At 66.4% G+C, this 23,240-nt stretch carries 23 protein-coding genes; 14 read left to right on the top strand and 9 right to left on the bottom strand.

Going from position 1 to position 23,240, the window contains the following annotated elements; genetic code table 11:
- Nucleotides 1-109: 109 nt before the first annotated feature.
- From Q0982_RS18870 to Q0982_RS18885, 4 genes are read right to left on the bottom strand one after another with little or no spacing between them, the layout of a single operon-like run.
- Complete coding sequence (locus Q0982_RS18870) at nucleotides 110-907, bottom strand: SDR family NAD(P)-dependent oxidoreductase (RefSeq protein WP_299398125.1); 798 nt, start codon at nucleotides 905-907, stop codon at nucleotides 110-112.
- Between the two features lie 10 nt (nucleotides 908-917).
- Nucleotides 918-1,481 carry a 6-phospho-3-hexuloisomerase gene (locus tag Q0982_RS18875; protein WP_299398127.1) on the bottom strand — a complete coding sequence of 188 codons (564 nt, stop codon included), beginning with the start codon at nucleotides 1,479-1,481 and terminating at the stop codon, nucleotides 918-920.
- A gap of 41 nt (nucleotides 1,482-1,522) precedes the next feature.
- A complete protein-coding gene (locus tag Q0982_RS18880) occupies nucleotides 1,523-2,881 on the bottom strand; it encodes a sn-glycerol-1-phosphate dehydrogenase (RefSeq protein ID WP_299398128.1) in 1,359 nt (452 codons plus the stop codon).
- Between the two features lie 47 nt (nucleotides 2,882-2,928).
- Complete coding sequence (locus Q0982_RS18885) at nucleotides 2,929-3,999, bottom strand: ABC transporter ATP-binding protein (RefSeq protein WP_299398131.1); 1,071 nt, start codon at nucleotides 3,997-3,999, stop codon at nucleotides 2,929-2,931.
- 185 nt (nucleotides 4,000-4,184) lie between these two features.
- Here Q0982_RS18885 and Q0982_RS18890 point away from each other — a divergent pair, with 185 nt between their 5' ends.
- The 7 genes from Q0982_RS18890 (at nucleotide 4,185) to Q0982_RS18920 (ending at nucleotide 12,475) form a co-directional block, all read left to right on the top strand.
- Complete coding sequence (locus tag Q0982_RS18890) at nucleotides 4,185-5,543, top strand: ABC transporter substrate-binding protein (protein WP_299398134.1); 1,359 nt, start codon at nucleotides 4,185-4,187, stop codon at nucleotides 5,541-5,543.
- A gap of 177 nt (nucleotides 5,544-5,720) precedes the next feature.
- Nucleotides 5,721-6,605 (top strand): carbohydrate ABC transporter permease, encoded by an 885-nt coding sequence (locus tag Q0982_RS18895; RefSeq protein ID WP_299398136.1) that lies wholly within the window; start codon nucleotides 5,721-5,723, stop codon nucleotides 6,603-6,605.
- A complete protein-coding gene (locus Q0982_RS18900) occupies nucleotides 6,602-7,417 on the top strand; it encodes a carbohydrate ABC transporter permease (protein ID WP_299398139.1) in 816 nt (271 codons plus the stop codon). Before Q0982_RS18895 ends, Q0982_RS18900 begins: the two co-directional genes overlap by 4 nt.
- A gap of 5 nt (nucleotides 7,418-7,422) precedes the next feature.
- Nucleotides 7,423-8,214, top strand: coding sequence for an HAD family hydrolase (locus Q0982_RS18905; RefSeq protein WP_299398141.1), 792 nt, complete (start codon nucleotides 7,423-7,425; stop codon nucleotides 8,212-8,214).
- Nucleotides 8,215-8,227: 13 nt separating this feature from the next.
- Nucleotides 8,228-9,226 (top strand): sugar-binding transcriptional regulator, encoded by a 999-nt coding sequence (locus Q0982_RS18910; protein ID WP_299398144.1) that lies wholly within the window; start codon nucleotides 8,228-8,230, stop codon nucleotides 9,224-9,226.
- A 35-nt stretch (nucleotides 9,227-9,261) separates the two neighbouring features.
- Nucleotides 9,262-10,728: a xylulokinase gene (xylB, locus tag Q0982_RS18915; RefSeq protein WP_299398145.1), complete on the top strand. Its 1,467-nt coding sequence runs from the start codon at nucleotides 9,262-9,264 to the stop codon at nucleotides 10,726-10,728.
- A gap of 151 nt (nucleotides 10,729-10,879) precedes the next feature.
- Nucleotides 10,880-12,475, top strand: a complete 1,596-nt coding sequence (locus Q0982_RS18920) for a gamma-glutamyltransferase family protein (RefSeq protein ID WP_299398148.1) — start codon at nucleotides 10,880-10,882, stop codon at nucleotides 12,473-12,475.
- A gap of 84 nt (nucleotides 12,476-12,559) precedes the next feature.
- Here Q0982_RS18920 and Q0982_RS18925 read toward each other — a convergent pair whose 3' ends face one another.
- A complete protein-coding gene (locus Q0982_RS18925; protein WP_299398149.1) occupies nucleotides 12,560-13,033 on the bottom strand; it encodes a GcrA family cell cycle regulator in 474 nt (157 codons plus the stop codon).
- Nucleotides 13,034-13,198: 165 nt separating this feature from the next.
- Complete coding sequence (locus Q0982_RS18930) at nucleotides 13,199-13,648, bottom strand: hypothetical protein (RefSeq protein WP_299398152.1); 450 nt, start codon at nucleotides 13,646-13,648, stop codon at nucleotides 13,199-13,201.
- Between the two features lie 334 nt (nucleotides 13,649-13,982).
- On the opposite strand from Q0982_RS18930, the gene Q0982_RS18935 reads away from it, so the two are divergent.
- The 3 genes from Q0982_RS18935 (at nucleotide 13,983) to Q0982_RS18945 (ending at nucleotide 17,304) form a co-directional block, all read left to right on the top strand.
- The gene (locus Q0982_RS18935; RefSeq protein WP_299398154.1) at nucleotides 13,983-15,422 is read left to right on the top strand and encodes a DUF1800 family protein; all 1,440 of its coding nucleotides are present in this window, start codon (nucleotides 13,983-13,985) and stop codon (nucleotides 15,420-15,422) included.
- Nucleotides 15,419-16,633: a DUF1501 domain-containing protein gene (locus Q0982_RS18940; RefSeq protein ID WP_299398157.1), complete on the top strand. Its 1,215-nt coding sequence runs from the start codon at nucleotides 15,419-15,421 to the stop codon at nucleotides 16,631-16,633. The genes Q0982_RS18935 and Q0982_RS18940 overlap by 4 nt, the downstream gene beginning before the upstream one ends.
- 113 nt (nucleotides 16,634-16,746) lie before the next feature.
- A complete protein-coding gene (locus Q0982_RS18945) occupies nucleotides 16,747-17,304 on the top strand; it encodes a queuosine precursor transporter (protein WP_299398159.1) in 558 nt (185 codons plus the stop codon).
- A gap of 19 nt (nucleotides 17,305-17,323) precedes the next feature.
- Here the strand turns inward: Q0982_RS18945 and Q0982_RS18950 are convergent, their stop codons facing one another.
- Nucleotides 17,324-17,635, bottom strand: a complete 312-nt coding sequence (locus Q0982_RS18950; RefSeq protein ID WP_299398162.1) for a hypothetical protein — start codon at nucleotides 17,633-17,635, stop codon at nucleotides 17,324-17,326.
- Between the two features lie 138 nt (nucleotides 17,636-17,773).
- On the bottom strand, nucleotides 17,774-19,057 hold the full coding sequence (locus tag Q0982_RS18955) for a CHASE2 domain-containing protein (protein ID WP_299398164.1): 1,284 nt from the start codon (nucleotides 19,055-19,057) through the stop codon (nucleotides 17,774-17,776).
- 587 nt (nucleotides 19,058-19,644) lie between these two features.
- Between Q0982_RS18955 and Q0982_RS18960 the strand changes: the two genes are divergently transcribed.
- From Q0982_RS18960 to Q0982_RS18975, 4 genes are all read left to right on the top strand, one after another.
- Nucleotides 19,645-19,923, top strand: a complete 279-nt coding sequence (locus Q0982_RS18960; RefSeq protein ID WP_299398167.1) for a hypothetical protein — start codon at nucleotides 19,645-19,647, stop codon at nucleotides 19,921-19,923.
- Between the two features lie 229 nt (nucleotides 19,924-20,152).
- Nucleotides 20,153-20,662, top strand: a complete 510-nt coding sequence (locus Q0982_RS18965; RefSeq protein ID WP_299398168.1) for a sigma-70 family RNA polymerase sigma factor — start codon at nucleotides 20,153-20,155, stop codon at nucleotides 20,660-20,662.
- Between the two features lie 5 nt (nucleotides 20,663-20,667).
- A complete protein-coding gene (locus Q0982_RS18970; RefSeq protein WP_299398171.1) occupies nucleotides 20,668-21,789 on the top strand; it encodes an anti-sigma factor in 1,122 nt (373 codons plus the stop codon).
- A gap of 131 nt (nucleotides 21,790-21,920) precedes the next feature.
- Nucleotides 21,921-22,403: a c-type cytochrome gene (locus tag Q0982_RS18975; RefSeq protein ID WP_299398173.1), complete on the top strand. Its 483-nt coding sequence runs from the start codon at nucleotides 21,921-21,923 to the stop codon at nucleotides 22,401-22,403.
- A 45-nt stretch (nucleotides 22,404-22,448) separates the two neighbouring features.
- On the opposite strand, the gene Q0982_RS18980 is transcribed toward Q0982_RS18975, so the two are convergent.
- Nucleotides 22,449-23,147 (bottom strand): glutathione S-transferase family protein, encoded by a 699-nt coding sequence (locus Q0982_RS18980; protein ID WP_299398175.1) that lies wholly within the window; start codon nucleotides 23,145-23,147, stop codon nucleotides 22,449-22,451.
- Nucleotides 23,148-23,240 lie beyond the last annotated feature (93 nt).

Consider the following 23,240-nt stretch of genomic DNA (forward strand, 5'->3'; position numbering starts at 1 on the left):
GACTTCGGGTTAAGGCTTTTCTTATGGCCTTGGTTAACGAGCGGGCCGGGGCATGCTCACTTCAGCCTCAGTTTTCATTGCGACTTCAGTGGCTTAGCCATAGGAACCCCTAAACCGCCGTAAAACCGCCCTCCAGCATCACAATAGCCCCGTTCATCAGGTCCGAAGCGGGCGAGGCCATGTAGAGGGCGAGGTCGGCGACCTCCACCGGCTCGCCGAAGCGCCCCAGCGGGGTTCGGTCAAGCATGGGCTGGCCCTTGGCGGGATCGCCCCAGACCTCGCGGCCCATCGGGGTCAGGATGATCGTCGGGCAGATGGCGTTGACCTGAATGTTGTGTGGTGCCCACTCCACCATCATGGACTTGGTGAGGGCGTTGAGACCGCCCTTGGAGGAGGCATAGGCCGCGTGCTCCGGCAGCGCGATCACCCCGGTCTGGGAGGAGATGTTGATGATCTTGCCGCCGCCTTGCGCGATCATGCCGGGCGCGAAGGCTTTGCCCAGCAGGAAAGGCGCCCGCAGATTGATTGCCATGGTGCGGTCCCAGTCTTCGACGCTCGCCTCCAGCAATGGCGCGACCAGGGCGACCCCGGCGCTGTTCACCAGGATGTCGACGCTGCCGAAGTAATCGAGCGCCAGGGACGCCGCCTCGTCCACGCCCTCGATGCTGGCGAGGTCCGCCTTGACGCCGAGGCACCGCCGGCCCCTGGCTTCGATCACCTCGCAGACGGCGGAAAGCCCAGCCTGGTCGCGGCCCATGGCGACGATGTCGGCGCCCGCCTCCGCAAAGACCCGGCAGATCTCGTTGCCGATACCCTTGGTGGCACCGGTCACGACGGCCTTCTTGCCGTTGAGCGAAAAACGGTCGACCCAGGTCGTTCCCGCTTCTTGATCGGAAGCATCGGGCATGACGCCCTCCCTATTCCAGATTCGTATGCCGGGCCCGCATCGTCTCGGCGGTTTCGCCGAGACGGTCGCGCAGGCGCAGGACCAGCAGTTCAAAGGCGATGAACTGAACGCCTTCATAGAGCGAGCCCATCGGCAAGACCGAAGCCGCGGCGGGCTGCTGATCATCGGCCATGGTCTGCGCCGGCAGCAGTACCACGAGTTCGCAGGCTTTAGGAACGGCGCCGCCGGGCTGTGCGGTGAAACAGGCCGTAAGGGCACCGGCGGCGGACGCCGTCTCCACCAGGGCGGCCACCGTGCCGAAATGGCCCGGGCCGGCGGAGACCAACAAGAGGTCGCCCTTGCCGAGGGGCGGCGTCGTCATGTCGCCCACCACATGGGCCTGCAGGCCGAGATGGAAAAGGCGCATGGCGAGGGCCCTCATCATCAACCCTTCCCGTCCGACACCGTGCAGCGCAATCCGGTTTGCGGCGACGATGGCATCGATCAGGGATTCGACGGCGCCGTCGTCCACCGCCAGCACCGCCGCGCGGAGTTCCGCAACGCCCTGCTCGGCCAAACTCTGCCATGGCGCCATCAACCATTCCCCCCTCTTGTCGCTGCGGCCTTCCAGGGACCTCAGGGCGCCGCTGCGACCGCAAAGACCGTGTCCGTCGCCGCCGCCAGCAGGCCGGTTTCGGCCAGGAAGTCCAGCACGGTGTAGCGCCGCCGCATAAAGCGTGCCCTGAGCACTGTCGCCTTGGTGTGCGCCGGATCCAGGCCGATTCCACCGGCACTGGCCGGCGCACCCGCAGCGGCGAGCAGACGGCGCATCTCTGCAGCACTCAGCAACTGCGTCTTCAGCCTGCCACGGAGCGCCGGCCAAGTCTTCACAATGCGCTCCAACCGCTCGGCCTGGGTGTCCCGCGACGGCAGCTTGATCATGGTCTCGGCAAGCGCACGCTCCGCGACAGCGGGCTCGGGAAAGGCCTGCCGGATGGTGGCTTCAATCGCATCCGGGCCCGGCCTGCCAGCCAGGACCCGGTCCCTGTCCAGCCTGGTCAGGTCCTGATCCAACAGCCAGTCGAAAAGCGCGAGCGTGGCAAGGGTGCCGACGGCCACGCAGGCGCCGTGGGAAACCGGCTGCCCGCCATGACTGAGGTTCTCCATCTCCCAGAGGTGGGCGATCTGATGGTCGGCGCCGGAGGCCGGGCGCGAGGAGCCATGGAACTCCATGGCCAGCCCGGTCACCGTCAGCCCGGCGAAAAGACCCGCCGTCGCCGCAGGATCGCGCGCGGCCAGGGCCGCCGGATCGGCCAGCCAGTCGCGCAGCCGGTCCTGCACCAGCGGCCAGGCGACGCTATCCAAGGGCTCGATACCCAGCGCATCGGCCAGAATCCAGTCCCCGCCCGCCGGAACCTTGCCGGCAAGATCGCCGTATCCCCAGCCTGTCATTTCGGCCGGCGCGGCGGCAATGACGTCGAGGTCGGCCAGAATGGCGCGCGGCGGCGCGCAGGGAATGGTGTGCTTGAAGCCGTCCTCCACCAGCGGCGCGCCGGCGCTGGCATAGCCGTCCATGGAGGCCGCGGTCGCAACGCAGAAGAAGGGCTGGCCCTCCATAAAGGCTGCGTGTTTGACGAGATCGGTGAGGACCCCCGAGCCCACGGACACCGGAACCGCTTCGCCGTCGGCTGCCTGCCAGCGGGCGCGGACCTCCTGTGCCAAGGCGAGGGTTGGTTTCGGCCGTGGCCTGCTGGGAAGCACCATCCGCTCCACCGCGATGCCGCATGCCTGCAGAACGGCGTCAAGCCGCGCGCCCGCCGCGGCCATGGTGTTGTCGTCGGCAATCAGAAAAGCCCGCTCGGCCCCGAAACACTCCTTAAAGACTGCACCAGCCTGCGAAAGGGCGTCGCGGTCGACCAGGATGCGATCGATATGGCGCGACCGCGCCACCGCCGGCGCCACCAGATCCTCAAGCTGCTGTTTCCAGTCAGACATGCGCTTCCTTCGCTCCTGCCCGCACCAAAGCGCGCTCTCGGCGGCGCTCAGGCCAACAGGCTGCGCCCGTCGGCGCCAAAGAGATGCAGGCGTCTGGGCTCCAGCGCCAGCCCGACCGTCTTCCCGGGTGCCAGCGCCGTGTCACCGTCGGCCTTGATGACCAGCCGGTCGCCCTCCGCCGTCCGGCTGTAGAGATAGGTCTCTCCGCCCAGAGCCTCGGTGACCTCCACATCGACATCCAACGTCCCCGCGCCCGCGTCGGTGAGACGGAGATGCTCCGGGCGTATGCCAAGCCGCAGCGGCCCTTCATGATTCAGAGCCCGGCCGAGCGGAATCTGCGCCGCCCCATAGGTCAGGCGGTCGCCGTTCCCCCCCGCCGTCGACGTAACGGAGAGAAAGTTCATGCTGGGCGCGCCGATGAATCCGGCGACGAACTCCGTGGCCGGCGCGTTGTAAAGCTCCATGGGCGGGCCCACCTGTTCGACCCGCCCCTCGTTCAGCACCACGATCTTGTCGGCCATGGTCATGGCCTCCACCTGGTCGTGGGTCACGTAGATCATGGTGGCACCGAGTTGCTCGTGAAGGGCTTCCAGTTCGACGCGCATCTGGACGCGCAGCTTGGCATCCAGGTTGGAAAGCGGTTCGTCGAACAGAAAGACCTGCGGCTCCTTGACGATGGCGCGGCCGATGGCAACGCGCTGGCGCTGACCACCGGACAGCTGCGCGGGCCTGCGCTCCAGCAGGTCTTCCAACTGCAGCACCCGCGCCGCCTCCGCAACGCGTGCCGTACGCTCGGCGGTCCCGACGCCGTTGATCTTCATGCCGAACTCCATGTTGGCCCGCACCGTCATGTGCGGATAGAGCGCGTAGGACTGGAAGACCATGGCGACGCCGCGGTCGGAGGGCGCCACGTGGGTGACCTCGCGGTCGCCGATGGAAATGACGCCGCCGGAGATCGACTCAAGGCCGGCCACCGAACGCAGAAGCGTCGACTTGCCGCAGCCGGAGGGTCCCACGAAGACGACGAACTCTCCGTCTTCGATCTCCAGCGAAACGTCGGAGAGCGCCTGGACGGCGCCATAGAACTTGTCGACGTTGGCAAAGGCGACGCGCGCCACCTGGTCCTCCCCGCGCTTCAAATCCGGGTTTCGTTTCGCGGCCTTCTTGCGTGCTGCCCTTGTGCTGTGCGTGCCACCGAAGCGAACCCCCAAGCATCCTATGGCTAGCACGCAGAAAAACAATTGTAAATGATCAAAGACATTTGTATGGTTCCTCTAGAAAACAAACAAGGGAGGAAGTGGTCATGCTGAAATCGACACTGCGTGGCTTGGCGTTCGGCGCTGCAACGAGCGTGGCGCTGGGCGCGGGCCTGACGCTGGGGACCGGCCCGGCCTTCGGCTGGTCGCTCGAGGAGGCGGCGAAGCCCTACGCCGGGACGACGGTCGACGTCGTCTTTCTGCTGCGGCCCGGCTACGAAGCCGCCGAGGAAATGCTGCCGGAGTTCGAGGAAGCGACCGGCATCAAGGTCAACATCATCAAGCATCCCTACGAGAACGCGCTCGGCGAGCAGGTCCGCGACTTCGTGGCCGGCGGCGATCTCGACATCGCCCTCATCGATCTCGTGTGGATCGGCAACTTCGCCGAGAACGAGTGGATCGTGCCGCTGGAGAAGTTCACCTCCAACCCGGAGCTGGCCGATCCCGAGCTCGACATGGAGGACTTCTTCCCGCTGGTGCTGAACGCTTTCGGCGCCTGGAACGGCACGGTTTACGGCCTGCCCTTCGACAACTACTCCGGCCTGCTGTTCTACAATTCCTGCATGCTGAAGGAGGCCGGCTTCGACGGACCGCCGCAGACCTGGGACGAACTGAAGAACGTCTACGGGCCTGCGCTCACCAAGGACGGCAAGTACGCTTTCGCCCTGCAGTCCAAGCGCAACGAGACCCAGTCGGCCGACAGCTTCGCGCGCATGCTCTGGCCCTTCGGCGGTTCTTTCCTGGACGACAAGTTCAAGTCCAACCTGCTGAGCGCGGAGAGCCAGGCGGGCCTCAAGTTCCGCCAGGACCTGATGCAGTACATGCCTGAAGGCATCGTCGCTTACGACCATGCCGAGACCGTCAACGCCTTGGCCCAGGGTGACGTCGCCATGATCACCGAGTGGTCGGCCTTCTACTCGACCCTCACCAGCCCCGAGACCTCGACCCTAGGCGACTGCTTCGGCGTGGCGCCGGAGCCCATGGGCCCGGCCGGGCGCAAGCCGGCGCTGGGCGGCTTCTCCCTGGCGGTCGCGAGCCAGGCCGACGACGACGAGCAGGCCGCGGCCTATCTCTTCATCCAGTGGGTGACCTCCAAGGCCAACGCCAAGCGCTACCTCGAACTGGGCGGTGTGCCGGCGCGCCAGAGCGTCTACAAGCTGCCGGGTGTGGCCGAGCAGTACCAGTACGTCGACGCGCTGGTGGAGTCCTGGCAGGACGGCGTGCCGGAGTTCCGGCCGCGCTTCGCCGAATGGCCGGAGATCACCGAGATCGTGCAGGAATGGGGCACCCGGATCATGCTGGGTGACGTCAGCATCGAGGAAGGTGCCGAAGAACTCGGCAAGCGCATGGAAGCGGTGCTTGAAGACGCAGGCTACTACAGCGGCGAGAAGCCGTTGGCCCAGTAAGCTCAACCTCCCTGGGGGAAAGGGGGACGCCCGAAACCTGCGTCCCCCTTTCCTTTTCGCCCCATGAGCGCTGAAGACCAAGCTTCTGCTACAGTTCCCGCGCAGCCCCGAGTCCCGGCAGGATCAGGGCCGCAGGACAAGACAGGGCGAAGAACAAGACGTCATGACGGGGGGAGCATGAAAACGGGGGGCGTCAGCCGGCTTACGATCTTCGGCTTTCTCGGCCCCGCCATTCTCAGCCTGGCGCTGATCGGGATCGTGCCGCTGGCCTTCGCGGTCTACACCTCGCTGCACAAGTATCAGCTCACCAACCTGCGGCGCACGCCGTTCCTGGGGCTGGAGAATTACCAGACGGTCCTCACCGACCCGGTGTTCTGGGACGCCATGCAGCGCACCATGACGCTGCTGGTGATCGTGCTGCCGCTGCAGCTCATCCTCGGCATGGGCATCGCCCTGCTGCTGCACCGCCCCGGGCTCGGCTTCCTGAAGACCCTCACCCGGCTTTCGCTGGTGGTGCCGATGGCAACCACCTACGCCGTGGTCGGCCTGCTCGGCCAGATCATGTTCAATCTGAAGTACGGCGTCGTGAACCAGTTGATCGGCTTTCTCGGCTTCGATCCGGTGAACTGGATCGGCGATCCGACCAACGCCTTCATCGCCATCGCCTTCTGGGACGTCTGGCAATGGACGCCCTTCTGCGCCCTGGTGCTGCTGGCGGGCCTCACCACGGTGCCGGGCGAGATCGAGGAGGCGGCGCGCCTGGAAACCAAGAAGTGGTGGCTGGTGCTGCGCCATGTCCAACTGCCCTTCCTCATTCCCGGCCTCACGGCGATCCTGATCCTGCGCACCGCCGACACCCTGAAGCTCTTCGACATGGTCTTCACCATGACCCGCGGCGGGCCCGGGTCCTCCACCGAGCTGATCAGCCTGCTGATCCAGCGCGTCGGCTTCCGGGTCTTCGACCAGGGGCTGGCCTCGGCCCAGGCGATCATCCTGCTGATCATCACCATTGTCCTGAGCCAGCTCTACATCCGGCTGATCTACCGCGAGGTGCAGCAATGACCAACCGCAGCCTCATCGCCCAGGCGCTGCTGCTCATCGCCATCGTGCTCTGCTGCCTCTTCCCCTTCTATTGGATGGTCACCACCAGCCTGAAGGACCAGGTGGTCGCGCTTGCCTCCCCGCCGGTCTGGACGTTCACGCCGACCTTCGCCAACTACGTCGAGGTGCTGTTCGAGGACAAGGTGGGCGCCAGCCTCATCAACTCCCTCATCGTCGCGGTCTGCACCACCCTGCTCGCCCTCGTTCTGGGCGCGCCGGCGGCCTATGCCCTCGCTCGCTTCGAGTTCCGCGGCAAGCGCGATCTCTGGTTCTGGTTCATCACCAACCGCATGGTCAGCCCCATCGTCCTCGCGCTGCCGTTCTTCCTGATCGTGCGCTTCTTCGGACTGCTCGATACCCACATCGTGCTGATCCTGATCTACCTGACCTTCAACCTGCCCATCGTGATCTGGATCTGCACCGACCAGTTCCGCTCCATCCCGCGCGAACTGGACGAAGCCGCGGTGCTGGAGGGGGCCAGCCAGTTCCGCATCTTTCGCTCCATCTGCCTGCCGCTGGCTGCCCCCGGGGTTGCAGTCTCGGCGATCTTCTCCTTCATCTTCTCCTGGAACGAGCTGATGTTCGCGCTCGTCCTCACCCGCACCGCGGCGAAGACGGCGCCCGCCGTCGCGGTCGGCTTCATGGAGGGCTACAACCTGCCCTACGGCAAGAACATGGCGACCAGCACGCTGATCGTCATCCCGGTCATTGTCTTTGCGCTCATCGCCTCAAAGCAGCTCGTGCGCGGGCTCACCATGGGCGCGGTGAAATAGCCGCCATGCGCCCCCTGGCGGAGTTCCCGGCGGAAGCGCGCCGCGCCCTGCGCTTCCTGCTCACCGACATCGACGACACGGTGACCGACGAGGGGCGCCTGCCGGCGGCGAGCCTTGCCGCCATGGAGCGGCTCTCCGCAGCCGGTCTCAAGGTCATTCCGGTCACCGGGCGGCCGGCCGGCTGGTGCGACCACATCGCCCGCATGTGGCCCGTCGACGCCGTGGTCGGGGAGAACGGTGCCCTCTACTTCTCCTACGACCGAGAAGAACGGCGCATGCATCAGGGCTTTGCCAAGTCCGCCGAAGAACGCGCTGCCGACCGCCAACGCCTGGAGGCGCTGCGCCATGACATCCTGGCGGCGGTGCCGGGCAGCGGCATCGCCTCCGACCAGGACTATCGCCTCGCCGATCTGGCCATCGACTTCTGCGAGGACGTGGCGCCCCTTCCCGACAGCGCGGTGGCGCACATCGTCCGGCTTTTCGAGGAGGCCGGGGCCACCGCCAAGGTGAGCTCTATCCATGTGAACGGCTGGTTCGGGCAGTACGACAAGCTGACCATGACCCGGCGCTGCCTGGCCGAACGCTTCGGGCTCGACCTGGATGCCGCCAAGGCGGAGATCGCCTTCGCCGGGGATTCGCCCAACGACCAGCCCATGTTCGCCTTCTTCGAGCACTCCGTGGGTGTCGCCAACGTGCGCGACTTTGCCTTGGAGACGCCGCCGCGATGGGTTACGCAGGGCCGCAGCGCCGCCGGCTTCCAGGAACTTGCGGACGCGATTCTGGACGCCCGGGGGTAAGGAAAGGACGGCCGTGGCACGAGCGCCGAAGACGCTGCAGATCGACGAGGAGGAGCGTTTCCTCACCCGCGTCGCCTGGTTCTATCACGTCGAGGGCCTGACCCAGGGCGCGGTCGCTGAACGGCTGGGCGTCACCCGCCTGCGCGTTAACAAGGCGCTGGCCGATGCCCGGCGTCTCGGCATCGTGCGCATCTCCATCAATTCGGCCTTCGCCAGCAGCGTCGACCTCGATGCCCGCCTGCGCGAGCGCTTCGGCCTCGCGGAGGCCTATATCGTCCCCAGCCCTGCAGATCCCGGCAATGTACAGACCATCGTCGGCACCGCCCTGGGCCACCACCTGACGCGCATCCTGGCGGACCCGGCGATCACGCTTTTCGGCATGTCCTGGGGCAATACCCTGAACCTGGCGACGCGCTTCATGGAGCCTGTGCACCGCCCGGACCTGGAGATCGTCTCCATGATGGGCGGCATGACCAAGGGCTCCGACATCAACACCTTCGAGGTCACCACGCGGCTGGCCGATCTCTGCGCCGCGCAGCACAGTTACTTCACAGCCCCGCTCTATGCCGGCTCCAAGGAAAGCCGCGATACCCTGATGGGCCTCGACGTCTTCCGCGCGGTGCTGGACAAGATCCGCCGGGTCGACGCCGTCACCATGGCCGCCGGCGACACCAGCAAGCAATCGATCCTGGTGAAAGACGGCCTGCCCAGCGACATCGCCGTGGAGGAACTGATCGAGGCCGGCGCCGTCGGCGACATCCTCGGTCAGTTTCTCGACGCCGAAGGGCGGCTGGTCGACCACCCCATCAACGACCGGGTCATCGGTGTGGGCCTCGGCGACCTCTTCGAGATGAACTCGGTCATCCTCGCCGCCGGCGGTGCGAACAAGGTACCGATCCTGACGGCGGCGCTCGGCACTGGAGCGGTGGATGTCTTCATTTCCGACGAGGACACCGCCCAGGCTATCCTCGCCGCCGCCGGCGAACGCCCGCAGGGCAAGGCCCGCGCCTGAACATCAAGAAAACGGATCACCTGAGGGAGAACGCCATGTATCTGGGCATCGACATCGGCACCTCCGGCGTCAAGGTCGTGGTCGCCGACGCCGACGACCACATCCATGCCTCCGCCTCTTACCGGCTGGAGGTCTCGCGGCCGCACTCGGGGTGGAGCGAACAGCATCCGGACGACTGGTGGACGGCGACCCAGGGCTGTTTCGACGAACTTGCACGGCAACACCCCGGCCTCATGGCCCAGGTGCGCGGCATCGGCCTGTCAGGGCAGATGCTGGGGGCGGTGGTCGTCAACGATCAGGACCGGGCGCTGCGCAGCGGCATTCTCTGGAACGACGGCCGTGCCCTGGAGGAATGCAGCGAACTGCTGCGGCGTGCCCCCGACATCGGTCACCGCAGCGGCTGCACGCCGGACCCCGGGTTCACCGCGCCCAAGCTGCTGTGGCTCGCCAAACATGAACCGGAGGTCTTCGCGAAGACCGACTGCGTCATGCTGCCGAAGGATTTCGTACGCCTGCGCCTTACCGGCCAGCGCGCCACCGAGCCCTCCGACGGCTGCGGCATGCTGGTGATGGAAACCGAGAGCCGGCGCTGGAGCGATGAACTCTGCACGGCAGCCGGCTGGAGTGCCGACAGGCTGCCGCCGATCATCGACTCCTGGGCGTCGGGCGGCGACCTGCTGCCCGACCTGGCGGCACGCTGGAAGATCCCGGCGGGAACGCCGGTGGCCGCCGGCGCCGGCGACAACATGGCCGCCAGCGTCGGCGTCGGTGTCGCCCGGCCCGGCGATGCCATCATCACCATCGGCACCTCCGGCGTGGTCTGCATCGTCGACTCCCAGTACCGCCCGCTGCCCGACAAGGCGGTGCTGACCCATGCCCATGCCGCCCCCGACGCCTTCCTTTCCATGGGCTGCGTGATGGCGGCGACGGCCAGTGTCGACTGGGTGCTCGGCATCGGCGGCAAGAGCCTCTCCACGATGGCCGGCGAAGCCGACCGCCTCTGGACCGAAGGCCGCGCCGCCGAGGCACCGGTCATGCTGCCCTTTCTCAACGGCATCCGCACGCCCCACAACCGCCCGGCGACCCGCGGCCTCCTGGCCGGGCTCTCGCTCTCGACTGACCTCGGCATGCTCGGCTGGGCCGTCATGGAAGGCGTCAGCTTTCAGTTCATCGAGTGCCTGGAGGCGCAGGCCGAAGTCGGCCTCAAGCCGGAGAATCTTCAGATCGTCGGCGGCGGCGCGCAGAACCGGTTGTGGTGTCAGATGATCGCCAGCCTGCTGGACCGCCCGGTCGACCTGCCCAGCGGCCGCGACGTCGCCGCCTCCCTCGGCGCCGCCCGCCTCGGCCGGGTGGCGGCCGGCGATGCGGAAGCCGCAGCCTGCCTGTCGGCCAAACCGGCCAGCGAGGCCACCATTGCACCGGATGCAGGGATGCGTGACCTGCTGCTCGGGCGATATGAGCGCTACCTCGCCTTCCAGCGGGAAGCCGGAGAGCTGCTCTGAACCGGCTCAGACTCGGCTCTGCACAGAGGCCTGCGAAAGCATTGCCAAGGCAGGCGAAAGTGCCCACCCTGTCAGACAACAAAGGGGCGCCGCGCGGTTTGCGTATCGGCCTCCGCAAGAGGCGTAGGGAACAGGGGACAGGGCAGCGCACATGACGTCTGGCAAGGCAACCGCCGCGGGTCGGCCGCTGGGGGCCGTGGCCTGCGGCCACCCGGCGACGGCAGCGGCGGCGGAAGAAGTCCTGAGCGATGGCGGCAATGCCTTCGATGCGGTGCTGGCCGCCTTCTTCGCCTCCTGCGTGGCCGAGCCAGTGCTCTGCTCCCTGGGCGGCGGCGGCTTCCTCCTCGCCCAGCCTGACGAGGCCGAGCCGGCGCTCTACGACTTCTTCGTCCAGACGCCCCGGCAGCGCACAGCGCCGGAAGCGCTCGACTTCTATCCCATCCACGCCGACTTCGGCACGGCAACGCAGGAGTTCCACATCGGCCTTGGGGCCATGGCCACCCCCGGCGCCGTGCGCGGCATCTTCGCCATCCATCGCGACCTCGCCAGCCTGCCGCTGCCGCGGCTCGTGGCCCCTGCCGTCCGCCTGGCGCGCGAGGGGGTCGTGGTGCGCCCCATCGATGCCTACCTTTTCAGCGTCGTCGCGCCGATCCTGACCGCGGAAGCCTGTTCGCGCAGCCTCTTTACCGGCCCTTCGGGTACGCTGCTGGGTGCCGGCGACACCCTTCGGCAGGACGCGCTGGCGGACAGCCTGGACGCGCTCGCGCGGGAGGGAGACGGCCTCTTCTACGAGGGCGAAATGGCACAAAGACTGGTATCCCTCTGCCGGGACGGCGGCGGCCAGTTGACGGCGGCGGATCTTGCCGGCTATCGCGTGATCAAACGACATCCCTTCACCTGCCGCTACCGCAATGCGGAGGTCCTGACAAATCCGCCGCCGTCCTGCGGCGGTATCCTGATCGGCTTTGCCCTGCACCTGCTGGGCGAAGAGGACCTCGGGCGGCTGCGGCCGAACAGCGAAGAGCATCTGCTGCTGATGGCCCGGATCATGGAGCTGACCAACAAGGCGCGGGTGGAGGCACGCCTGGAAGAGGCCAGCGGCGAAGCGGAGGAGACCGCTGCCGCCGAGCGTCTCTTCGATCCCGGTCTGCTTAAGCGCTATGCCACCGAGGTCGCGGGCCATGCCGGCTTCACCCGCGGTACGACCCACATCTCCGTCGTCGACGCCGCCGGCAACCTTGCCGCCATGAGCCTTTCCAATGGGGAGGGCTGCGGGCGCCAACTGCCGGGCAGCGGGATCACGCTGAACAACATGCTCGGCGAAGAGGATCTCAACCGCGGCGGCTTTCACCGCTGGCCGACAGACAGCCGCCTGTCGTCAATGATGGCGCCGACCCTCGCCAGGACCGCGAAGGGCTCGCTCTTCGCCATCGGTTCCGGCGGGTCCAACCGCATCCGCAGCGCCGTGCTGCAGGTGCTGACCAACCTGCTCGATCACGGCATGGACCTGCAGGCCGCCACCGAGGCGCCGCGCCTGCACCTGGAAGGCAGACTCGCCAACCTGGAAGGCGGATTGCTGGACGGCGGCAGCGAGCTTCTGGCTGACAACGGATACGAGGCTATCGATTGGCCGAAGCACAATCTGTTTTTCGGCGGCGTTCACGGCGTCGCACGCGATGGCGAAGGAACCTTCAGTGCCGCAGGCGACCCGCGCCGCGGTGGCGCGGCCCGTGTCGTCTATGGCTGAAAGCAACCGTGCCCGACGCGAGGCGCCGGGCACGGTCGATTGCCAACTCTCGTAAGACGTCCCGGCTGCGTCAGGCCGGCTGCGTCAAGCCGCTTCCGAATCCGAGCGGTTGCTGCGCACGATGTAGGCACGGGCGCAGTGCTCCGCACAGTACGGCTTGCCCGGCACCGCTGGAGCGCCACAGAAATGGAAATCGGGATCGCCCGGGTCACCAATCGGCCAGAGGCAGTTGGGCCCCTTGCCGCTGGCGCGCCTGACAATCGGCGCCGGGCGGCGCACTTCCACGGCTGCCGGCGCCGGCGCTGCAACCGGCCGCTCGATCTTGGGCTGGGCCGCTACGCGCATTGCGGGCTTGGGCGCCGCTGGCGCTGCCGGCCGGCGGCTCGTCGCACTTCCGCCCCGCTTGATCGGCGAGGGCCGCGCCGCGAGCTTCATGCGATGGGCCTTGCCGACGACCGAGTTCTTTGACACTCCCAGAAGGCGACCGATTTCCGAAGCACTGCGACCGGCTTCCCAAAGCCGCATGAGTTCGGCGACACGTTCTTCGGTCCAAGTCATGCGTTTGCCTCTATGTCTAATGCTACATTTGGTACAGGGTACTATATGTCGTACGGCGACTTGATTTCAGCACAATATAGGGGGAGATTATGGCTGTCTAGGACCAGATATGTGGAAAACTGTGGATTCTTGTGGGTCTATGGCCGGAATCGGCGGCCAGAGCGCTTACTCGAAGCGGACCGCCTGCCAACGCTCCCCCGAACCACGGTTGTTGAACCCTTCGAAGCGGACAACCCAGCCCAATTCCGGCGCGAACCAGTTGCGCTGCTCGGCCCGCCAGTCGCTGCCGACCTGTTCCGACTGACGCAGCAGAACGAAGGTGTCGAATGTTCCGGCCGGAACCTCGACCCGCTCCGTACCCGCCACCGTGATGCGGTCGGTCCAGCTCTGTCCGCCCCAGTTGCGGGTGAATGAGACGGTCTTTCCCACTTCAAGAGGATAGAGAAGACCAAGAACGCCCCCGTCGGGCGCAACGCCGGCCGCCACACAATCGATGCAGACGTGCCCCCAGCTTGAGAAGGTTCTGCCTTCCCAGATCCAGCTCACGATCTTGCCGACGGTCCGGCCCACCACGCTCTCCACACGCTTTCCGGTGTCCATGTTTTCCCAAACCATCAGGGTTCCCTCCGGCAACGCCTTGAAAGGCGCCGGAGGGAGCGCAACGTCTTGGGCAGGAAGCGGAGAAACAAAACCTGCGAAGAACAAGATAAGCAGAGACGAAAGGCACGCCCGGACATAGCGGGCCCGGCCCTTCGATCCCCAACCACTGGCGGACGGCAAAAACTACTCCCCCGAAAACAAACCTGCGGCCACGGCCCGATGAAGCTAGCCCAAGAGCAAGGGGGGACGAAAGCCTCGCAAAGGGCGTATAATGAGGATAACTCGCAAGTCCGGGCGATTTTTGCGCCCGCCCATGGGCGACAGGGGATTGCAGGGTTCCGGAATGACGATGGTGCGTTCACAGGCCCGCTCTTTTTCCGCCGCACTGGCAGCACTGCTTGTGCTGGCTGCACTGCTTCCCGGCGCCGCTGCGGCATTAAGCCGGGAGGAGGCCCGGCATCTTCTCGCGCGCAGCGGTTTTGCCGCCGAGCCCGAGACAATCGACGCCCTCCTACCCCTTTCGCGTAGCGCAGCGGTTGAACGCATCCTCGGCACGAGCTCGTCAGAGGCGACAACCGCACCACCCGGCTGGACGGCGGACTGGACACCGCCGCGCATGCCGGATCTGTCGCGGGAGGAGAAGCAGGCGCTGCGCAAGCTGATGCGCAAGCAGGCGTTGGAACTGAAAGCCTGGTGGCTTCAGGAAATGACGGTGACCGCCAGCCCTCTGACCGAGGTCATGACGCTGTTCTGGCACAACCACTTCACCTCCAGCCTGAAGAAGGTGAAGGCACCGGTTCTGATGTACCGCCAGAACCGGCTGCTGCGCCAGGAGGCGGTCGGAAACTTCGCCCGCCTGCTGCGGGCGGTGGCCCGCGACCCGGCGATGCTGATCTACCTCGACGGCGCCCGCAGCCGCAAGAACGCCCCGAACGAAAACTTCGCGCGGGAACTCTTCGAGCTCTTCACCCTCGGCGAAGGCCACTATCAGGAAGCGGACCTGAAGGAGGCGGCGCGCGCTTTCACTGGGTGGAGCGTCGACCGCAAGGACGCCGGCTTCACCCTTCGCAAGCGCTGGCACGACGACGGTCGGAAGACGGTGCTCGGCACGCAGGGTCCGCTGGACGGCGACGATGTGATCACCATCCTGCTGGAGCATCCGCGCACCGCCGTCTTTGTTGTCGAGAAGCTCTGGCGGCACTTCATCTCCGAACGGCCCGACCCGCAGGAGGTCGAGCGCCTCGCCGCCGTCTTTCGTGACAGCGGATACGAAATCAAGCCCCTGCTTGCGGCGCTTTTCACCAGCGAGTCCTTCTGGGCGCCCGAGAATCGCGGCCGCCTGATCAAGTCGCCCGTCGACTTTGTGGTCGGAACGGTCCGCCTCTTCGACCTCCCCGTCGAACGCTACGAGGACCTGGCGCGGCTCACCGGCCGCCTCGGCCAAAACCTTTTCGATCCGCCGAACGTCAAGGGCTGGCCGGGCGGGACGGCCTGGATCACAGCGAGCAGCCTCGTGGACCGCCAGGATCTGCTGGAGCGGATCACCGGGGACAGCAAAGCCATCGCCGGGCCGGCCGCCATGCGGACCGCTGCAAACACTGGAAAGGCACGGCGCGCCCGCCTGTTCGACAACTGGGTCGCGAGCCTGCCGGACCCCTGGCGTAGCGCCGGTGCAATGACGATGCTGCTGCTGCCGATTGCGCCGGTCGATTCCGAAATCCTCGACCTTCACGCCAGCGGTGCGCAGGTGCGCCAGTTGCTCGGCGATCCGGCATATCATCTGAAATGAAGAGCCCCGACAGGAGAAGCCCAAGGCGGGCCGCCATTCCACGCCGCAGCCTGTTGAAGGGCGCCGCCGCCCTGGGACTGGGACTGCCGTTGCTGTCCGCTGTCAGGGCAGCCCCGGCCGCCGCGGACCCCGGGCTGGCAAAGACCCTCGTGCTTGTCGAACTGAGCGGCGGCAACGACGGACTGAACACGGTCGTGCCCTACACCGACCCGGCCTACTACCAGACGCGCCCGAGGCTCGCCGTCGAGCGCGACCGCGTTCTGCACCTTGACGAAACCCTCGGGCTGCACCCGAACCTCAAACCCCTGATGCCTCACTGGCGGACCGGCGAACTTGCGGTGGTGCTGGGGCTCGGCTATCCACGGCCCAACCGTTCCCATTTCCGCTCCATCGAGATCTGGAACACGGCTTCCGAGAGCGAGCAGACGCTGCAGGATGGATGGCTGCATCGCGCCATCATCGAGGCCGGCGGCCTGCCACAGGGCCTGGGGCCCTTGGGCGTCGTGCTGGGTGGCCCGGTCGGACCGCTGGCCGGCGAAGCCTTGACGCCGGTAGTTCTGAAAGACAGCAAGCAGTTGCAGACCGCAACGCGTCTGCTGGACGGCCGCGACGCGCAGAGCGCCAATCCGGCGCTGGATCATATTCTCGCGGTCCGCCGCCAAGCCCGCGATGCGGCCGGCCGGCTGACGACCGCGCTGGAATCCGCAAAGCAGATCAAGTCGGATTTCCCGAAGTCGCCGCTGGGCCGGCAACTCCGCCTCGCCGCCGCTGTCATCGCGGCGCGCGCACCGGCAGCGGTCATCAAGGTGCAGCACAGCGGCTACGACACCCACGCCAATCAGGCCGCGCGCCATCCGCGTCTGCTGGCCGACCTCGGCGCCGGCCTCAGCGCTTTCGCCAAGGCGCTCAAAAAAGCAGGCGCCTGGGACCGCTGCCTTGTGGTGACCTATGCGGAGTTTGGCCGCCGGGTGGCGCAGAACGGCAGCGGCGGCACGGACCATGGCACGGCGGCCCCGCATTTCCTGCTCGGCGGCAGACTGCGTGGTGGGCTTTACGGACACCAACCCTCTGTCGGCGACCTGCAGGGCGGCGATCTGATCCACAGCCTGGACTTCCGCCAACTCTACGCCACCCTGGCACAGGGCTGGCTGGAGCTGCCGCCGGCCGTCAACACCTTCGGACGGCAGCGACCCCTGCCGGTGATCGCCTGACGCCAGACCGGCAAAAGGAGCCATTTCCTGCTGGCCGCACCCCTTCCAGTCTGATAGGAAGTCCGCCGGTCGCGGGCAGGGCTCGCGCCTGCACTCAGGCCTGGAAGTGATCAATGACCGAAGCGCGTTTTACAGTTTCCGCGAAGGGTATCGCCGCCGGCGTCGCGGCGATGACCGCTATCGTCGCGCTGTCGAACTATCTGGTCCAGTTTCCGATCAACGACTGGCTGACCTGGGGGGCTTTTTCCTATCCGGTCGCCTTCCTCATCACCGACCTGACCAACCGCAGCCTCGGGCCGCGCGCCGCGCGCCGCGTGATCTACGCAGGCTTCGCGCTGGCGGTGGTGCTGTCACTCTGGCTTGCCGATCCACGCATTGCGGTCGCTTCAGGGTCGGCCTTTCTGGTCGCCCAGCTGCTCGATGTCGCGGTTTTCAATCGGCTGCGCAGCGGCCTGTGGTGGCGGGCGCCGCTGGTGTCATCCCTGCTCGGCTCCGCGGTGGATACCGCGCTTTTCTGGTCGATCGCTTTTGCCGGCACCGGGCTGCCCTGGCAGACCTGGGCGCTCGGCGACTTCGGTGTGAAGATCGCCATGACGGCACTCATGCTGGTGCCGTTCCGCCTCCTGATGCCGGCCCTGCCGTCACTCTTCGATACGAAGAAGACCGCCTAGCCAACTTGGCAGAGGGGCGCTAGCAAACCCGGTTTTCGGGGTTCTCGCAGGGGTGGACTTCAAAGGCTTCGAAAGAGCCAGGGCGATAGGCATCGAAGGTGCGCTTGTCGATACAGTGCACCTTGGCAATGACGATGACCTCGCCGTTCACGTTGCGCTCGGCGACCTGGGAAAAGAAGGCGACCTCGCAGTCGTAGCTGACCAGCATCTGGTCCCGCAGGATCGGGCCCCATTCCTGCTCGGAGGTCTGACTGAGGGCCGGTGATGACGCCAGCGCGGCGGCCAAAGCGACAGACACAAGAACACGCGACCGGGTCGTCTTCCCTGGCATTGCGAATACTCCTCGAGCGATGCGACTTAACTCAGGAAGTTTCGCCGGTTCCCAGAAGCAAGGCCTTGATTTGGCTCAAACTGCGGTCGGCAGACTGCCCTTCCCAGCCGCAGATCCAAAGGGCGCTGCGCCCAGCCGTCAGCCCGGGGCGACCCGACGACGCCGGCGCGGCGCAAAGCGGTAAAGGAGTGCAAGCAGGAAGCTGACACCGACTGCCAGGAGCGGTTGAACCAAAGGCATCAGCCAAGCCTCGCGGTCCAGCATGGCGGCGGCTGCATAGATCCATAGCACGGCGAACAGAACGACCGCCGGCAGGACGATCCAGATCCGGATCCGCAAGGCGGCAACCGCCACGGCAAGAGACAGAAGTGCGGCGACGACAATACCGAAAGGCGCAACAAGGCTGTTGATCGCTTCGCCGCGCAGCAGGTTGTTTACCGCCGTGGCAGCCACGACGACATCGGCCGTCCCGGGCGGCCCCTCGAGCGCCTCGAGGCTGCGCATTGCCGGCAACTGACAGCGGCCGGGGCTCAAAGCCCCACTGCTGCCGGCGTCGAGATAGCGCGCGGAGGTGAGATGCCGGCCCGCAGGCGCTTCCACGCGTCCCAGCAGAACGACCTTGCCTCGAAACCGTTCTTCAAAGAAGTCTCGCTCGCCCTGCCCGGCACAGGCATGCAGATCGGCAAAGGAGTAGACCGGAATCCCACCGTTGCCGCTGTCGGGGTTCAGGATCATCGCATTGGCAGCGGAGCCCGGGACCGAGCGGTCGGCGAGGCGGATATCGCTGCCCGCCACCAGTTCCGGCCGCTCGTTCAGCGCACGGGCGGCCAGTTCCAGCGGCAGCGATGGCTCCAGACGTGTGATGCCGCTTGGCGTCGGCAGTTCATGGTAGAGGGCAATCCGGCGCACGACCCCATCGCTGTCGGGCTGCAGCTCCGCAAGGCGGACGTGGCGATAGCCACCGACGGCGGCGATGTGCGCAGGCAAAGGCGAGAGGCGGTCCGGGCCCGGTGCCCGGCGGCCCAGCACCAGTTGGCTGGCCTGCCCGGCTTCACGCAGGAAGCCGGTGTAGACTGTGTCATAGCCCGGTGCCGCGGCTTCGCCGGAAGCCGTAAAGCCGTGATACTGAGCCATGACCGCGGCACCGCCTTCACGCACGGCGGCCATAACCTCTGCCACCTGGGGCGTCCACAGCTCGAAGGGCAGCCGGTCAAACGGCGGGCGCAGTTGCGTCTCGCGATCGACGCCGATGATAACCGTCGGTGATGCCTGGCGAAGATGGCGCTGCCCGTAGAGGGCATGCCTAAGGGCGAAGAGACCATCAAGGGCGGGGCCTTCCAGTGCCCGCACGGCGGGTTGCGCCACCAGCAGGGTCGCCAGGGCAGATATCGCAAGAGCTGAAAGTCCGTCAAACCACCGCATTGTCGTCAGCGATCCCGGTGTGAGCGCGCCGCCCCCTCTCCGCCAGAGCCGTGGGAAGCGCAGCGCGCGACGGCGTCCATCCACCAGCCCCACCATCTGTCAGACACCCATCTAAATGCCTGAATGCAGATTACCGGGGCGTTAACGCGACGCCACAACGGCCGGCTGAAACAAGGCGCCGCGATGGGGAATAAACCGCCAGACTGGGCGGTCTCTAAGTATGAAAGCACGGAACCTGTGACTTCCTTCCTTTCGCTGCCGGCAAACCAACGACTGGCCAGCCGGTCATCTGACGGCGGCGCGATTAAAGCAGAGGATGGGGGCACGGGTGAAGGTGCCAAGTGAAATTGTATTGACCGAAACAGGCAACGTCGTGCCCGACGACTTTGGTGACGTTGAGAACTACGGGCGGTGCCCTTCCCTCACGGCCCGTATTGGCGGCCGGCGCAGCTCTCTCCCCATGGCGCCGGCCGCACCCCTCCCTCAACCACGCGTCAGCGGTGGCTGAGAACCAGGAGAACGACTGGGCAGCGTGCCAACAGAATTGTCCGCAACAGCAGCGGTCATTGCACCCGGAGGATCCGACTATGAAGAAGACGCTTCTTTCCACCAGTATTGTCGCGGCGGCTCTCGCCCTCTCGCTCGGCGCTTGCGACCAACAGCAGCAGTCCGAGAACGGCGGCGACGGCAGCAGCCAGCCTCTGCAGCAGGGCGCAGTGCCCGCCGATTCGGGATCCAGCAGCAGCACGGCTCTGCCTCCGACCACCACGCCGGAGTCGACCGTTCCGGAGGCCGGCGCCACGGCGCCGCAGCAGGACGACCTGCCGGCCCCCGCCGACGATCCCGCGTCGAGCAGCACGCAGTAGTTTCATGTTCGCTGCGGGCAATCGCGGCCGCGTTACGGCCATCACCCGCAGCGCAGGCGGACTCCGGCGGCAGCAGGCCGCCGGGTTTGCCCGCCTTTGCGCCACAATTCGCCATAAATCAGTCCCGTTAAGGTTCCAGGACAGCCAAAGCCGCGACGCCTACCTTCAAATCGATCGGGTTGGGGAGAGCCCTTCCCGAGAGAGCACCATATCCAGGGAGGTACCAAGCGTGGCTGAAGCAGAAACCTCGGTCTTGGAGCATATCCCCGGTCTCAGACGATACGCACGCGCCTTGACGGGCGATCCGGCTGAAGCCGACGATCTCGTTCAGGAATGCCTCAGCCGGGCACTCGCCCGGCGCCAGAAGGGCTCCGAGATCCGCAACCTCAGAGCCTATCTCTTCGCCATCCTGCACAATGCGCATGTGGACCGGCTGAACGAGAAGCAGCGCTGGAGCTACAATCTCACCGACGAGTTCCTCGAAAACCGTCTGTCCAGGCCGGCATCGCAGACCGATCGACTGGCCTTGCGAGACCTTGCCGAAGCGCTCGAAAGACTTCCCGAGGAGCAGCGCCAGGCCGTCCTGCTGGTCGGCTATGAAGGCATGAGCTACAAGGCCGCTGCCGCCGTCATGGAAGTGCCCATCGGCACCATCATGTCCCGTCTTTCGCGTGGTCGGGAGGCGCTCAGACGCCTTACCAGCGGGGCGCCGATGGCCAACCTAAGGAAGGTACAGTAGGGCCAATGTCCCCAACCGGCCGGGAACCGCCGCAGTGGCAGGAGCCGCCTTCCGGAAACGACAACAGCGTTTCCGAAGAAGACCTGCAGGCCTATGTCGACGGTCTGCTGCCGGCGGCCGATCGCGCGCGGATTGAGGCCTACCTGGCGCTGCGCGCCGACGAGAGCGAGCGCCTGGCCGCCTACCGCAAACAGAATATCGGTCTGCACGGCCTGTTCGATTCGAGCAACGACGGGTCTGGCAGCACGGACGATCTCGACCGTCTGCCGCCGCAGATGGCGATGCTGGCACAGCAACTCGACGGCAAGCTTCGGGCCGCAGCGCCAAGGCGCAGCTACAGCCGTCCGCTGCGCAGCCTGGCGGCCGCCCTTGCGGTCATGATCACCGCCGGCGGCGCCGGCTGGCTGACCTACGAGCAATTCTTCAGGCCGACCGACCCCCTGGTGGCCTTCACCCAACAGGCAGCCGAGGCTCACGCGCGTCTGGCGGAACGGCAGCTTGCCGGCAGCGAGAACGGCGGCCGCCAGGTGGTCACCTGGCTGTCGGAACAGCCCGAGGGCGCCCCCTTGCGTGTGCCTGACCTGGAGAGCCTTGGCTTCCAGCTTGTCGCGGAGCGGGTGACGCCCGGCGCCAATGGCCAGCGCGCGGCACAGTTGCTGTACCAGGACGAGGATGGAGAGCGGATCTCGCTTTTCATGCGGGCCGGCCGCTCCAACGCCAACACCAGCTTCACCTTCACCCGCGAAGGCGAAGCGTCCCAGTTCTTCTGGCGCAGCGGAAGCTTCGCCTACAGCCTGATCGGCATGATGGAACAGAAGCGCCTTCTGGAAATTGCCGAGGTGATCAGCGAAGAACTGCAGAAGAATGCCGCGGATGCGGAGGCAGGCGCCAAAGCGCCCGGACCGGGCGAAGCCGTATCCGCAACCATCGCGCCGGCCATTACACCGGCCGACACAGTCGACGGCTCCGAAAGCGACTCCATGGTTCCCAAGCCGGCCGGAACGGCCGAGACCGGCCCCGTGATCGAGCCGCCGGCGGAAACGGCGCCGGCGAAGCCCGAACTGATGCCGCTTCCGCCCCTGCCGACCCCGCTGCCCGAAAGCGACAGCGTCCCCAAGGATACCTGAGCCCGCCGGGCACCAGCTGAGCGAGCGCCGCTCCCGCGGTCGCCAGCCGCCGGCATAGATGCTAGCATCCGATTCGATTCTGTAGGGATGACTGGGCAGTCCCGACCGCTTGACCGTGAAAGGATGCTTGCATGACCCCTGCCGCGCGCCTGGCCGCTGGCCTCTTTCTGACCGCTCTTGCCGCCCTCGCCCTCTGGGCCCTGCCCACCGCCGCTCAGGAGCAGGAAAGCCAAAAACTGGTGATCCCCCTCGCCGACCCTGAAGAAGGGCTGCGCCTTTTTGTCGGCAAGGGCTGCGTCGTCTGTCATGCGGTCAACGGCGTTGGCGGCAAAGCCGCCCCGGCCCTGGATGCCGACCCTGACGCGCCGTATCTGGACGTGCTCGACTTCACCGCGCGTATGTGGCGGGGCGCGCCGACCATGATCGTGCTGCAGGAAATGGAGATGGGCTACCAGATCGAGCTGACAGGCGAAGAGCTGGCGCACATTGCCGCCTTCGCCTCCAGTCCCGCCGTGCAGAGCCGGTTCAGCGACACCGACATTCCGGAAGTCATCCGCGACTGGATGGTGGACGAGGTCTATCAGGAACTGGACCCCGACTACATGGCCCGCTAGCACCTCCGGCTTCTACGGACAGACTTGCGGCAGACGTCTCTGCAGCTATGACGCGAAGGCGCAGGGCGCCTTGGCGCCGAAGCCGTCATGGAGGCCAAGCATCTGCCCGAACCACTCGGCCAGGGGGTCGCCGGGCTGCAGGACCGGCTCTCGCGACGAGCAGCGCGCCCACTGGAAGGCGCCGAAGACGATGTAGTCGGCAAAGCCCGGAGTCGCTCCGCCGAGGAATCCGGTGACCTTGAGGCAGGAGCGTAAAGGTACGAGGCAGGCATCCAAGGCCTTCAAGTGGTCCGCGCGCGGCTCGCAGTAATCCTCCAGGCTTTTCCCCAGTGCCGCCTCGCGGCTCTGGCGAAAGTAGGTCGCGTCCTCCGGCGTCAGGACCTGGACGATGTCGGCCAGGATCAGGCGCGCAAGAGCCGGGTGCAGCTGGGTCTCGCACCAGCGCTTGATAAAGAACCCGGCCGCGCGGGCCTGGGCGCCGTCAAAGAGCGCCGGCCGTTCCGGATAGGTTTCGTCCAGGTAAAGCGCGATGTCCCAGGAGTCGGTGACGAGCCGCTCGCCGTCCACGAGTACCGGCACACGCTCCTGACCGGAGAACGCGATGACGTGCTTTTCCGTGAAGCGCCAGGGAATAGTCTCGACCGGCAGGCCCTTGTGCGCCAGCGCCATCTTGATGCGCCAGCAATAGGGGCTGAAGCGCACTGCCGGGTCCTTTCCAGCCAGGTCATACATCTTCAGGCTCACGCGCCATCTCCTCCGCTCCCGTAACGACGGGCCGCAGTGTCGCAGTTGAGGACAGCGAGAAAAAGAGGGGCAGGAGCAGGACCGGCAGCATGG

This window comes from Pelagibius sp. (assembly GCF_028281305.1).
Classification (GTDB): domain Bacteria; phylum Pseudomonadota; class Alphaproteobacteria; order Kiloniellales; family Kiloniellaceae; genus Pelagibius.